We start from the raw sequence: 13789 nt of genomic DNA on the forward strand, positions 1-13789 counted from the left end.
TATGAATTATCCTACTCTCCCCGGTCTGACTTTGGACGGACGAATCTTCCGCAACGAAGAAATGGGTACTGTGGAATCCATGGTGCCTCCCGGACCCTTCGCTACCTGCCATTCCCCCGCCATGCTGGAGCTGCCGGGCGGCGACATGCTGTGCTGCTGGTTTGCAGGTACTTATGAAGGGGATGCCGACGTGCACATCGTCTGCGCCCGCCTTCCCAAGGGCGCCGATCGCTGGACGGAGCCGGTCGCCGTTTCCGGTGATCCCCGGCGCAGCGAGCAGAATCCTTCTCTGTTCTATGGTCCCGACGGCGCTGTTTGGTGTATGTACACCGCCCAGCTGGATCGTGTTGCGGGCAAGGACAACATGCAGTTCACCTCTCAAATCCGCTGCCAGAAGAGCTTTGACGGCGGACTGACCTGGAGCGATTACGAAACCGTGTTCCCCAGAGAGGGCAGCTTCTGCCGCCAGCCCATTCAGGTTCTGAAAAATGGCCGCTGGATCTTCGGCAACTGGCTGTGCACCGACTCTGAGGAAGGCCTGTCCGGTGACCCCAGCGTGTTTCAGCTCTCTGATGATCAGGGCAAGACCTGGCGCATGGTAGAGATGCCCAACAGCCGCGGCCGCGTCCACCCCACCGTTGTGGAGCTGGATAACGGTCACCTAGTCGCTTTCATGCGCAGCCGTGAGGCCGACAACGTCTACCGCAGCGAGTCTCTGGACTGGGGCGAGACCTGGTCTGAGCCAAAATCCACCCCTCTGCCCAACAACAATTCCTCCATCAGCGCTATCCGCACCAAGAGTGGTCGTGTTGCTGTGGCATACAATCCCACCTGCACGCCCTCTCCTGTTCCCGGCAAGGCTGCGTGGCCCGGTCTGCGCTGCCCTGTTGCCGTGGCACTGTCCGAAGACGGCGGCCTGACCTTCCCCTTGATCCGCTGGATGGAGCGCGGAGAGGGATACATCGGTGAGGAAAACAAGACCAACAATAAGCAGTACGAGTACCCCTACCTGATGCAGAGCACCGACGGCAGACTGCATCTGACCTACGCAGCTTACACCCGCAAGTGCATTAAGTACGTCAGCTTCACCGAAGAGGATGTCATCGGTACAAAGCGAGAGCGCGTTGGCGTGTACAATCCCACCTCCGGCGAGGGAACAAAATAAGACGGCACCGCACGGAGGGATAAAAAGCAATTGTTACTAAGGAGTGATATAAGATGCAGACTGTATACAATTTGAAAATGCCCCACGCTGTTTACGGCGGCGAAAATGCAATAGACAATATTACCTCCATCCTGAAAAATGATCAGGTGAAGCGTGTGGCCATGTTCACCGATAAGGGAATTCAGGCCACTGGCCTGTTTGCTCTGCCGGAAGCTGCGGTGAAGGCTGCGGGAGCCGATTACTATGTTCTGGATGAGATTCCTCCCGAACCCTCTTACACTGCGGTGCAGAACATTGTGGATCAGTTCAAGGCAAGCGGCGCAGATATGATCGTTGCCTGCGGCGGCGGCAGTGTCATGGATGCCGCCAAGCTGGCCAGCGTGCTTGTCACCGAGGAATACGGCGTAAAAGAGCTGCTGGATGAGCCCGGCCGTGCCAGAAAGTGTGTTCCCATCATTCTGATTCCCACCACCGCCGGTACCGGTGCGGAGGTAACCCCCAACGCCATCGTCGCCGTTCCGGAAAAGGAGCTGAAGGTCGGCATTGTCAATGAGAATATGATTGCCGATTATGTGATTCTGGACGCCCGGATGATTAAAAACCTACCCAGACCGATTGCCGCTGCTACCGGAGTGGATGCCCTGGCGCATTGCATTGAGTGCTTTACCAGCAACAAGGCCAATCCTTTCAGCGACCTGTATGCACTGGAAGGGCTCGACCTCATCCTGAATAACATCGAAAAAGCCTGCGACGACCCCGAAGCGATGGCCGAAAAAAACCGGATGCAGATCGCCGCGTATTACGGCGGGCTTGCCATCACGGCTTCCGGTACCACCGCTGTTCATGCCCTGAGCTATCCTCTGGGCGGCAAGTACCACATTGCCCACGGCGTTTCCAACGCCATCCTGCTGGCGCCGGTGATGCGTTTCAACGCGCCCGTCTGCCAGGATCGTCTGGCTCAGGCCTACGACCGCTGCTGCCACGACACCGTGAAGACCTGCCATACCGCGCAGGAAAAGGCAGAATGGATTATCGGGCAACTGGAGCGCATTGTCCGTCATCTGGACATTCCCACCAGCCTGAAAGAATTCGGCGTTCCGCGTGAGGATCTGGATGGCCTGGTTGCGGCCGGTATGCAGGTGCAGCGTCTGCTCAGCAACAACATGCGCCCTGTCACCGCCGAGGATGCGAGAAATCTATACTTGGAAATCATGTAAATAATTTTTAAGAAGGAGAGCGCTACTATGAAGCATGTTGAACTGAAAGGCATTATTACTCCTATTCTGACCCCCATGAATTCCGATGAATCGGTTCATTTAGACGAGCTGCGCAACCAGATCGACCGTCTGCTGGAGGGCGGTGTTCACGGCCTGTTCCCCTTCGGTACCAACGGCGAAGGCTACATCCTGAACGAAAATGAGAAGATTGAGGTTCTGGAGGCTACCATCGACCAGGTGAAAGGGCGTGTTCCTGTTTACGCAGGCAGCGGCTGCATTTCTACGATCGATACCATCCGCATGAGCAAAAAGGCTCAGGAGCTGGGCGCCGACGTACTGTCCATCATCACCCCCAGCTTCGCTTTGGCATCCCAGAAAGAGCTGTACGACCACTATGTGGAGGTTGCCAAGCATGTGGATATTCCCATCGTGCTGTACAACATTCCTGCACGTACCGGCAACAAGCTGCTGCCCGAAACCGTTGCCAAGCTGGCGAAGGATGTAGACGTCATCATGGGCGCCAAAGACTCCAGCGGTGACTGGGATAACCTTCTGGCCTACATCACCCTGACGAAGGAGCTGGATAAGGACTTCCGCATCCTGTCCGGAAACGACTCCCTGATTCTGCCTTGCCTGAAAGCAGGCGGTGCAGGCGGCATCGCAGGATGCGCCAACGTATATCCCCATGTTCTGGCATCCATTTATGATTTGTTCCAGGCTGGTAAGCTGGAAGAAGCCGAGGTCGCTCAGGATTCCATCGCTTCTTTCCGTGCCGTATTCAAGTACGGCAACCCCAACACCGTTGTCAAGAAGGCTGTTTCCCTGCTGGGTTATCCCGTAGGCGACTGCCGCCGTCCCTTCAATTACCTGTGCGACGAAGGCATTGAAGCTCTGAAACTGGTTTTAAAGGAAAATGCCGACAAGGGTATGCGCTAATAAGGAGAATATCATGATGCAATTGAGACCTGTTCTTGGTATTTCTATGGGTGATCCCTATGGAAATGGCCCCGAAATCACTGTTCGTGCACTGGCAGATGCGGAAATCTACCAGCGCTGTAAACCCCTGGTGGTGGGCGACGAGACCTCCATGCGTTACGCTCTGAAGGTAGCCGAGAAGCTTCACGGTATCCATCTGGAGCTGAATGTGGTTTCCTCCCCCGCCGAAGGCAAATACACCTGCGGCACCATCGACCTGATGGATCTGGGACTGGTGCCCGCAGACAAAATCCCGGATACCTCCGAACTGAAAGAGCCAAAGCCCTTTGGCGTAGGCGCCTGTGCGCTGGGCGGCGAAGCATCTTTCCAGTATGTCGTCAAAGTGATTCAGCTGGCGATGGACGGTCAGATCGACGCTACGGTGACCAATGCCTTGAGCAAAGAAGCAATCAATATGGCCGGTCACCACTACTCCGGTCACACCGAGATCTATGCGGATTACACGAAAACCCCCAAGTACAGCATGATGCTGGCTCACGATGAGCTGCGAGTGGTCCATGTCTCTACTCATGTGTCTCTGCGTCAGGCCTGCGATCTGGTGAAAAAGGATCGTGTTCTGGAGTGTATCCGCATTGCCAACGAAGGCTGCAAGTCGCTGGGAATCAAAGAGCCCAAGATCGCAGTCGCCGGCCTGAATCCCCACTGCGGCGAGAATGGCCTGTTCGGCATGGAGGAGATTGAGGAGATTCAGCCTGCCATCGACATCGCCCTGGCTGAGGGCATCCATATTCCTGATCAGAAGCCCGTCCCTGCTGACACTGTGTTCTCTAAGGCACTAGGCGGCTGGTATGACATCATTGTGGTCATGTACCACGACCAGGGGCACATCCCCTTGAAGGTGAAGGGCTTTGTCTATAACCGGGAGGAAAAGCACTGGGAGGCTGTCGCCGGGATTAACGTGACCCTAGGTCTGCCCATCATCCGCGCCAGCGTGGACCACGGCACCGCCTTCGGCCATGCAGGCAGCGGCCATGCAAACGAGCTGAGCCTGATCAATGCCATGGATTATGCCATCCGCATAGCCAATGCTAAGAAAGAACGCTAATATTTTACAGTCTATGTTCTGCTGTGGGCTGCAAAATCAGGCAGCCCACTATTTCTCTCAGTCAGTGATCAAGCATCTCGCCGAACTGGAAGCTTGGATTCATACAGTGTCTCCCACAAAAATAATCCAAAATAGTAGAGAGGAGATTAAACAATGACAGTCCCTATGATTATTGCTCTTGCAATCACTGTGCTCATGATTATCCTGATCATGACAGAGAAACTCCCCTTCGGTGCACCTCCCCTGCTCGCCTGCCTGCTTCTGGTACTTTTCGGCGTAGCCGATATCAAAACAGCTTTCGCGGGCTTCTCTAACGCCACGATTGTTATGCTTGCCTCTTTTATGGCAATCATAGCCGCTCTGCAAAAGACCAGCTTTATTACTGCCTTTAAGAACACAATGTACAACATGGCAAGCAAGGGTGGCTATAAGTCCTATGTACTGCTGGTTCTGGTGGTTATGCTGGGGACCAGCCTGTTCGGCACCGGCTCCACCGCATACTATGTTCTGACCCTGGGGTTGCTCTCCGCCATCCCTTACAATCCCAATCTGCCCAGTTCAAAAATCATCATGTCTGCCGGCTTCGCTGCCAACCATCCCCTGATTCCTTTGAATGTGGCATTGCAGTACGGCATCGTTGTCGCTGTTCTGCAAAGTGCCGGCGCTGCTGTGGGCGAGGTTAACATCGTAAGATTCACAATTGTCAACCTCATCCTTTCTCTGGCTTTTCTGGCATGGTGCCTGGTTGCGTACAAATCTTTGCCGGACCATCCCATTGCAGAGACAACGGAGGATGCCAAGGCCCAGGGCGAAAACGTTGCTGGAATGCCCAAGTGGAAAGAGTACACCACCTATTTTGCTTTTCTGGCTGCCGTTGTCGGCATGATCCTTCAGAGCAAGGTCGGCGATGCGGGCTATGTGGTTCCCGGCCTGGCTGTTGTTCTGCTGCTGGCCGTTGGCGCCATGGACTTCAAAGAGATCCGTGACGCCATCTGCTCTCCTATCATTTTGATGTCCGCAGGTGTGATCGGTGTTGCCGACGCACTGGGCAATACCGGCCTGACCGCTCTGGTCGGTGAGAGTGTAGCGAATATGCTCGGCAACAGCATCAATCCCTTCGTTCTGGTTTTCGCCTTCTGTGTGCTGACCAGTGTTCTGGCAACCCTCACCGGGTCCACTCTGGGTACCGTTTATGTTTTCGCTCCTTTGGCCATTTCCACCTGCTTAAGCCTGGGGCTGAATCCTACCGCTGCCGCTGCCGCCATCGTGGTTTCCGGCTGGAACGGACACTTCCTGCCCATCGACGGCATGCCCGCTATGATCATGGGCATAGGCAAATACAAGCTGACCGAGTTCTGGAAATTCACCGTTCCGATGTACTTTATCCGTTTGCTGGCTCTGTCTGCCGGAGCTCTGCTGATGTTCCCCATGTAAGCTTCTGAATGACTGCAACGAACAGTAATCTTCTGATCCATTCTCTTCTTTCCTGCATAGGAGGGCCCTACAGGTCCTCCACATATCGCCCAAGTGAATCGCCGGCCAAACCGGCGGTGACCAAACGCTTTTGCGGTATATCGAAAATCATATCCAGCTTTACATAAAAAGATCATCTTCCGACATTCGGAGAAAGAGGTATGATTATGAACAACCAATTCGAACTGGAACACATCGGCATCAACACCCCCAATGCGGAGGAGGCGGCAAAGCTTGCCCAGCTTCTGAGCATGATGTTTAACCTGGAACCTCGTCACGGACAGAAGTCCGAATTCAGCGGCCCTTATTTCGAGTGTATGAAGGCTCCCTTTCTGGGGACAAACGGTCATATCGCTATGCGCACGCCGGATCTGACCGCTGCCGTGGAAGAGCTCAAAGAGAAGGGCTTCTCCTTCAACATGGATACTGCCGCATACACCGAGGAGGGCAAGCTGAAGAACGTCTACCTGGACGGCGAGTTTGGCGGCTTTGCCATCCATATCATGCAAAAATAAAGATAACATTCCTTCTAATCACTCAGCAAAAAAGCAGTCCCGGATGGGGGCTGCTTTTTGCATTCTTTTTACGGAACGTGCTTTTCGGCTTTGTGCTGACGATTTTCCTCCTCATAAAAGAAAGAAATTTCTTTTTTGACCCGGCCGGCCGCGCCGACGGCATGATTCCCGCATAGCTTTCTGCTGTTTTTGGGGAAGTACTACTCGTCGGCCGCGTTCAAGCCATTGATATTCCCCTGGAGGATTGGGAGAAATTCATGAAACAATCCTGCCGATATTGTATTTGTCAAACCGAAAACAAAAGCGGACTAAAATGCCGTTCTCTTTCTCTTAAACAGGTGTTAAAAGTTGTCGAGCTTTTGTAACATATCCAGGGGGTACGGCGCGTGACGCCGTACCCCTTTTCATCGTTATCCCATTTTGTCGGCACTGGAAAATCGAACCGCGTAAGAATGGATTGCGTTGCCTTCCGATCTTGAAGCGCCAAATCGTCCGAGAAGATTTTGAACAAAGTAGTTGCACAAGAAACTAAATCGCGCTATAATAGTTGCAAGGGAAACTATTTAGAGGAGAATGAGGGCGCATGCACAAGATTGGGCAGCTTAACGCAGCTATTTACCGCAATATGCAGATTTTTCTGGGTAATAAGCTGTCTGGATTGGATATCAAAAATGGACAATACGACTTTTTTCTTGTGATTTCCCTGAATGAGGGGATTTCACAGAAACAGTTGAGTGAGCATCTGCACATCAGCAAATCCACGACAGCCAAGGCCGTCAAAAATCTGGTCAGCAAAGGATATGTAACAAAGCAGAAGGATGAAAAGGACGGACGGGTTGACCATCTGTTCCTGACCGACAAGGGACGAAAAGAAGCCCCCTTTGTTGAGGCGATTTTTGAGGAAAATCAACGTGTGGCTGCGAGAGGATTGACGGAAGCGGAACGCGATCAGCTTTTGTTCCTCATGAATAAGGTCCTCAACAATTTTGTAGCAAATAACGAATCATATGCAGGGGGCCGCAATGAAGATTAATAAATCGCAACTCTGGACCTGGAATTTCACTATCATCACCATTACCAACCTTTTTATGTTTTTCGCTTTTCAGCTTTTTCCATCAGCGCTGCCTCCCTATTTGAAATCGTTAGGCGCATCCGACCATCTTCTGGGTTGGCTGCAGGGGATTATGACCATCGCCACTTTGCTGATCCGGCCGTTCGCAGGACTTGCGCTTGACCGGTATGGAAGAAAGGGAATCTTTATTACAGGTCTTGTCGGTATGCTGTTAACAACGGCTGCATACAGGTTCTTCCCTGTTATTGGCATTATTTTCATTATCCGGTTTGTACACGGAATGATGTGGGGGGTATCGAATACCGCTTGCAGTACGATCGCTACCGACAATATCGAAAAAAGCCGCTTCGCCGAATCCATGGGCTATTTCAGTCTTGCCAGCAGCGTTGCGATGGCGGTAGCACCTGCCGTTGCCTTGTCACTGGGGATGCAGAATAATATTCTATTGGCATTGGCCTTTTTATCGGTCGCTTTCATCCTGGCTTTCTTGATGAAATACCAGAAGCCTCAGACGGAGCAACCGAAAAAAAGGATGGCCCCTTATGCAAAGGAGTCCATCCTGCCGTCCGCCATAATGCTGCTTTTCACGATTACCTATGGCGCGATTCTGACCTTTATCGCTTTGTATGCGGCGCAGAAATCCGTTGAAGGCGTTGGACTGTTCTTCACGGTATATGCCGTTGCCATGCTGGTGACACGCCCCCTTTTCGGGAAACTGATTGACAACAAAGGATTTGGCGCAGGCATCTGGCCGGGGGTTATCCTGGTTCCTGCCGCCCTGATTTTGCTTTCTGTGAGCAACAGCCTTGTCTTATTTTTGATTTGCGGATCAATCTATGGAATCGGGATCGGTGCGGCACAGGCAAGTTTGCAGACCATGGCGATTGTAAACGTACCCAAGGATAGAACAGGCGCAGCCAACGCGACGTTTTTTACCGGCTTCGACGGTGGAATCGGTGCCGGAGCAGTTCTGGCCGGATTTATCTCTACCATTTTTGGATATGGCGGGATGTTTGGCTTTACGGCAATATTCCCTGTACTGGCAGGCATTCTGTATTTTGTCACTTCAAGGCTCAAGCGGGGGCAAAGCGTATGATCGCAATGTAGAGCAGCCGGTCGTATGGTATGATGATACATGTCAGCTTAATATAACCATACGATACGGACAAAATAAAATTTGTCGAGCAGTTTTGAGCCGGGATTTATGATCATCCGGCATAAAAACGCCGTTGCAACCACCGGTTGACAGATCTCCAAGTGCAGATGGTGGCGGCGCAACCGCCGGATTTCTTATAATGACATTACCAAACGAAAGGGGTGTCAGTCATGAACATCGCGGACAGAATTCAAAACTTGAGAAAAGCAAAGGGAATCTCACAGGAGGAGCTGGCAGACAAGGTTGGCGTATCGCGTCAGGCCGTATCCAAATGGGAAAGCGAGCAGAGCGTCCCCGATTTGGATAAGGTCATCATTATGAGTGAATATTTCGATGTGACGACGGATTATATCCTTAGAGGCATCGAGCCGGCGGTCAATGACCAGGGAGCGCACGCCGTTTTAACCAGCAAAATCCTGTACATCGCATCCACTGCCTTTCTTGCGATCGGCCTGTTTTGCGCGTTCGGCGGTTGGTATGAACAGCAGACGGCGGACATTATTTGGGGATCTATGATTATTCAGGCCGTTGGCGTGGCGGGATATTTCATCGGCACGCTGTTATCAGGCGCAAAAGCGTCGTTTGCGATAAATTGGCTGAATATTCTGCTGGCCGTATTTATGCCGCTCAGTCTGATTGTCGCCGTTTGTTTCAGAAGTATCGCCGCGCCGTATCCGACAGAGATCACCACCGGCGTTGTGTTTGCAGCAGTATATTTGATTACGGCCGGACTGAGCTTTGTGATTCTGAAAAGGAAGGCCAAAAAAGAATAGCAGGCGTGCTGCAAATTTCAATCGATCTTACTGTAAATACAATCAAATTTCTTTGAACAGCCGCCAGAAATGGCGGTTGTTCGGCGTTTACTGGGCTTGTGAAGATATTTGCTCCCACGTGGTAAAGGGGTCGAACCCTGCTACAGATGTGGAGAAACCGAACGGGAACCACCGTACAGGAAAAAACGGAGGGATTTGTGGAATGCGGGCTGAGCGTGCCCATAGCTGAACCCTGCCTCTCGAATCAGATACTTTTCAAATGTTTGGCAGTTGACTTCCTTTGACACGATGTGATACCGTATTGTAAAATGGCAGTTTATTTCTTGATATTACGGAGGGATCATAATGATTGATATAGAAAAGTACCTCTACGAACAAGTGAAAAGCATTCTATCTGATTGGGACGATCAATCCATCTATGCAATTTCTTTCTGTGTGGAATCCAATGAAGCGAAAGAATATGGCGGTTATTCCAATGTAACCGATTTTGTAATCAGTTACAACACCGAAGCCGACTGTGAAGAAGCAGACGAACTGAGTGAAGAAAGATGGAATTATGCTTTTTGGCGCCAAAACGAACACCCTATTATCGACACCTATGAAAAAAATCAAGGAGCCCAAATCTTATTTGAGTGGTATAAAGAAAATGGTATTAAAAATATTGGATATGAAGACGAAAACTGTTATGACGCCGATTTTAAATACATAGGAAAAGGGCCTGTCGGTCATTATGAGCTGCTGACTATAGTAAGCAATGTAGCAAGAAGCCTGCAGGAAGAACTGTTTCTAAAAAACAAATTTGGCAAAAGCATCCCGATTATTGTGCATGGACTTGAATATGCATGGTACGATATTCAAGCTACACGAAATGCCAATCCTAACGGGGAAGCAGATCTCTTTTTCAAAGCCATGTCAAAATTGGGGATGGTATGACAGAAGGCTGTTGATCCATTTTTAACCCGTCTTTTCAAAAAGGGATCGTTGGCCCCTGTCGATGTCGCCCGAAAACCTTGAATGGATTTCTTCAAGTCCTATTCCCCCACCCCAAGCAAAGAAAAAGACCGCCGATTTCATCGGCGGTCTTTTGTGCTATATCCATCCCTCTCAACGGCAGATATCACATATGAATTTACAATACATAAAGCCCGAATCACCCACGAAGAAACGGGATTCTTTTTTCCAAATTTATCCTATTATCATCTTGACTTTCGGACTCCGCAAATGCTATACTTAGGGAGTCCCGAAGCGAGGTGATAATTTGGGAACAAAAAAGATGGGCCGTCCAACGGACAACCCCAAAGCGCATCAAATGACCGTTAAGTTCGACGATGAATGTATCAAAATCCTCGAGATTTACAGCGAACAGGAGAATGTTCCAAAAACAGAAGCGGTCAGGCGCGGGGTTAAGAAGTTAAAAGATGACCTCAAAAAATGAAAGGAAGCGGCGCACACTCAACAAAGCAAGCCGCCACTTCCCCAACCGACAATTGCCCAAGGGCAAATGCAGTGTAAATATTGTACCATACGCTGCAACTCCTTTCAAGCAATGTCGGACGACATACAGAAAGGAAGGAGAAAGAGGATGATTTGGCAGCGAAAGAAATCACTCTCCAACACGGTCTCCCTTTAGCGAGTAGTTCGGATTTTTGTTTTTTTCAAAATATTCCAAATAAACAGTTGACAAATAGGGTCACCCGCCCTTATAATCAAGGTAACCCTATTCTACTGGGAGGTGTTATACTGGAAACGGGTAAAAAGAGAGGCCCCAAAACAGATAATCCAAAGCTGTACCGAATGGCAGTAAAGTATGACGAAGAGTGCAAACAGATTTTAGACGCTTACTGTGAGCAGGAAAACGTCAACAAAATGGAAGCTGCCCGGCGCGGGATTAAAAAGTTGAAGGATGACCTCAAAAAATGAAAGGAAGCGGCGCCCACTCAGCAAAGTAACACGCCACTTCCCCAACCGACAAATGCCCAAGGGCAAATGCAGTGTAAATATTGTACCATACACTGCAACTCCTTTCAAGCAATGTCGGGCGACATACAGAAAGGAAGTATCAAAATGATTATTCGGCAGCTAAAGAAAGACCAGTTTGAAAGCCTTCACAGCTCCCTGATCAGAAAAGCCCGTTCCGAACCGCTGGAAGCAAGCTATACCGTCACGATGACCATCAATGGCGCGGAGTATGCCGTTAAGGTTCAGCCGGAGCCGCACAACAAAATCGCTATTTTGCAGGCATTGCGCATTTACCGCGAGGAGCACGGGCCCAACTTTGAATTGATCACGCAGGGCAATGTATTATCTTCTCTGCTGGAACTGCTGATCTATCAGGGCGTCGCATAGAAATGATTCAGGAAAAGCCCCGGAACGAAACCTTCGTTTTGGGGCTTTTGATTCGCTCTTAGGCAGATGAGAGGCTCAAACCCGGTGCGGGTTCGGGCCGCAAATCCCGCAGGGCTACTCCCTAGCAAAATGAAGTGACAGGCCCGCCTTTCTATGGTACAATTTGGGTAATCCCCGTTTTTCCAAAGCGGAACAAAGCCCCTGGCATCAAAAAACATACTTGGTCGGAGGAAGCGTATGTTTGCAGTCAACACCTATGAACAGATCGAAAAAATAGAGCGCGAGCTTGGGGAACAGCACATCGTGATCCTGCTGTTTGTCCGGCCGAGCCTGCAGGGCGCCAAAGAGATCATCGATGAATTTGATTATATCCATTACAATTCCGGGAAGCTCTGCTCGATTTACGCAGTGGGATACACCAATGATTCGGAGCTGGCCAAGACGAACGGGTATCGCAAGCTGGACCGAAAGTACGGCGCCGACTGGTATTTCAGCGATAAAGCCTTTGTCGACTTTAAAAACAATCTGGAAGGCCGGCTGAACTGGAAATACTCCGGCGAAATCGAATTGATCGTTCTTCAGAGCAACCCCAATGGAAGCAAAATTCTGAACTTTCAGAACTATGTCGCCATTGATGTGAATTATGGAATCCGGAAGGAATACATCGATTCCTTTCCCAGATTGATGGAATCGCTGATTCGAAGCTCGCGTTCAGAGGTCACCGCGATCGAAGCGATGAAAAAAGTCGGGCATTCCCGCATCAGCGTCAAAAACGTGGTACTCAATACGATTGAAGAGTGTAAAAAAGTGCCGACCCCTGTGAAGAACATCGTGAAAGACCGGCTGTTCTATCTCGTATCCACATATAAACCGAACAGCTGAAAGGAATGCCGTTTGCCGACTGCTGCTAAACCGTTTACAGAAGCACAAATAACACAAGGGCCAACAAGAGAATTCTCTTGTTGGCCCCTCTCATCTTGATTCCACCGTCATTCTGAAAAGTTCAACATCCTGAAAAAGCGGCCGGAACCATTTGATTTGGATAAAATACCGCTCTTGTGGTTTACATCAGCAATCGACTCCGCCGTCAACCCGCAAAAGCTGCCCTGTGACAAAGGAGGAATCCTCCGTCGCAAAAAACAGCGCCACGGTTCCGATTTCTCTGCCTTGACCAATCCGTTTCAGGGGGGACATCTCTTTCATCCCTCCTACAGCGGCTTCCCCGCCTGCGCTGTCGAGCATCGCCGTGCTAATTGCTCCGGGCAGAATGGCGTTCACCCGGATTTCCGGCCCCAATTCACGGGCCAGTGCTTTTGTCAATCCGTTCATCGCGTGCTTAGAGGTGCAATAGGCCGCCGCGCCCCACCGTGCCGAGGTTCCCGCGATAGACCCTGTATTGATGATATAGCCTTGTCCCTTCGCTTTCATGATGGGGGCAACCTTCTTCGATAAAAGCAAAGCGGCCGTCAGGTTGACCTGCATGATTTTATCCCATTCTTCAATGGGAACATCGATGGAGCTCTTGATACTGAGCAGCCCGGCGTTATTGAATAATATGTCCACCGTTCCATATTTTTCAAGTGTCTCGTCCACGATCTGATCCAACGACTGCCTGTCGGAGAGGTCAGCGATGACATAGGATGCTTCTCCACCGCTTTTTTTGATTGTCTCTATGACTTCTTTCGCTCTCGCTTCATCTCTTCCGGTAATTACGACTTTCGCGCCCTCTTCTGCAAATACATAAGCGGTATCTCTGCCCATGCCTGAAGTCGCTCCGGTAATAATTGCTACTTTTCCGTCTAATCTGCCCATTTTCTTCTCTCCTTTATCTCGATATGATTTTGGTAGTCTGTGATGGATATTTTTATAACAATCCATTTACTCACTATAGTATATTGTTTTCAAAAGGATTTCAATATATGGAACGTTTTCAGAAGATAGAATTTTGGATCCTCGCCATTGTTTATATTGCCTAATTTTACCAAACTTACTCTTTTTCACTTTATCATTTTTTTAAAATTTTGTAAAAAC

At 50.2% G+C, this 13789-nt stretch carries 15 protein-coding genes; 14 read left to right on the plus strand and 1 reads right to left on the minus strand.

All coding sequences use genetic code 11. The features are described from left to right. Position 1 precedes the first annotated feature (1 nt). The 14 genes from HMPREF1141_RS06915 (at position 2) to HMPREF1141_RS06975 (ending at position 12640) form a co-directional block, all read left to right on the plus strand. Positions 2-1165: a sialidase family protein gene (locus tag HMPREF1141_RS06915; protein WP_009062600.1), complete on the plus strand. Its 1164-nt coding sequence runs from the start codon at positions 2-4 to the stop codon at positions 1163-1165. Between the two features lie 53 nt (positions 1166-1218). After that, positions 1219-2382, plus strand: coding sequence for an iron-containing alcohol dehydrogenase (locus HMPREF1141_RS06920; RefSeq protein WP_009062807.1), 1164 nt, complete (start codon positions 1219-1221; stop codon positions 2380-2382). A gap of 27 nt (positions 2383-2409) precedes the next feature. Beyond that, the gene (dapA, locus tag HMPREF1141_RS06925; protein ID WP_009062625.1) at positions 2410-3318 is read left to right on the plus strand and encodes a 4-hydroxy-tetrahydrodipicolinate synthase; all 909 of its coding nucleotides are present in this window, start codon (positions 2410-2412) and stop codon (positions 3316-3318) included. A 16-nt stretch (positions 3319-3334) separates the two neighbouring features. After that, positions 3335-4423 carry a 4-hydroxythreonine-4-phosphate dehydrogenase PdxA gene (pdxA, locus tag HMPREF1141_RS06930; RefSeq protein ID WP_035316705.1) on the plus strand — a complete coding sequence of 363 codons (1089 nt, stop codon included), beginning with the start codon at positions 3335-3337 and terminating at the stop codon, positions 4421-4423. A gap of 153 nt (positions 4424-4576) precedes the next feature. After that, positions 4577-5857, plus strand: a complete 1281-nt coding sequence (locus HMPREF1141_RS06935) for an SLC13 family permease (protein WP_009062698.1) — start codon at positions 4577-4579, stop codon at positions 5855-5857. A gap of 206 nt (positions 5858-6063) precedes the next feature. Further along, positions 6064-6411, plus strand: coding sequence for a 2-dehydro-3-deoxy-phosphogluconate aldolase (locus tag HMPREF1141_RS06940; RefSeq protein WP_009062519.1), 348 nt, complete (start codon positions 6064-6066; stop codon positions 6409-6411). A 583-nt stretch (positions 6412-6994) separates the two neighbouring features. Beyond that, positions 6995-7444: a MarR family winged helix-turn-helix transcriptional regulator gene (locus tag HMPREF1141_RS06945; RefSeq protein ID WP_009062752.1), complete on the plus strand. Its 450-nt coding sequence runs from the start codon at positions 6995-6997 to the stop codon at positions 7442-7444. Further along, a complete protein-coding gene (locus HMPREF1141_RS06950) occupies positions 7434-8579 on the plus strand; it encodes an MFS transporter (protein ID WP_035316706.1) in 1146 nt (381 codons plus the stop codon). Before HMPREF1141_RS06945 ends, HMPREF1141_RS06950 begins: the two co-directional genes overlap by 11 nt. A gap of 230 nt (positions 8580-8809) precedes the next feature. Continuing rightward, complete coding sequence (locus HMPREF1141_RS06955; protein ID WP_009062444.1) at positions 8810-9412, plus strand: helix-turn-helix transcriptional regulator; 603 nt, start codon at positions 8810-8812, stop codon at positions 9410-9412. A 345-nt stretch (positions 9413-9757) separates the two neighbouring features. Beyond that, on the plus strand, positions 9758-10345 hold the full coding sequence (locus HMPREF1141_RS06960; RefSeq protein WP_009062671.1) for a hypothetical protein: 588 nt from the start codon (positions 9758-9760) through the stop codon (positions 10343-10345). Between the two features lie 325 nt (positions 10346-10670). Continuing rightward, on the plus strand, positions 10671-10847 hold the full coding sequence (locus tag HMPREF1141_RS17510) for a hypothetical protein (RefSeq protein WP_009062833.1): 177 nt from the start codon (positions 10671-10673) through the stop codon (positions 10845-10847). A gap of 152 nt (positions 10848-10999) precedes the next feature. Continuing rightward, positions 11000-11332, plus strand: a complete 333-nt coding sequence (locus HMPREF1141_RS16875) for a hypothetical protein (RefSeq protein ID WP_051044285.1) — start codon at positions 11000-11002, stop codon at positions 11330-11332. Positions 11333-11476: 144 nt separating this feature from the next. After that, positions 11477-11758, plus strand: a complete 282-nt coding sequence (locus HMPREF1141_RS06970) for a hypothetical protein (RefSeq protein ID WP_009062811.1) — start codon at positions 11477-11479, stop codon at positions 11756-11758. 237 nt (positions 11759-11995) lie between these two features. After that, positions 11996-12640: a hypothetical protein gene (locus HMPREF1141_RS06975; protein ID WP_009062578.1), complete on the plus strand. Its 645-nt coding sequence runs from the start codon at positions 11996-11998 to the stop codon at positions 12638-12640. Positions 12641-12826: 186 nt separating this feature from the next. Here HMPREF1141_RS06975 and HMPREF1141_RS06980 read toward each other — a convergent pair whose 3' ends face one another. Beyond that, positions 12827-13570: a glucose 1-dehydrogenase gene (locus tag HMPREF1141_RS06980; RefSeq protein WP_009062573.1), complete on the minus strand. Its 744-nt coding sequence runs from the start codon at positions 13568-13570 to the stop codon at positions 12827-12829. Positions 13571-13789: the final 219 nt, after the last annotated feature.

Source organism: Clostridium sp. MSTE9 (assembly GCF_000277625.1).
In the GTDB taxonomy this organism is placed as follows: Bacteria; Bacillota; Clostridia; order Oscillospirales; family Acutalibacteraceae; genus Faecalispora; species Faecalispora jeddahensis.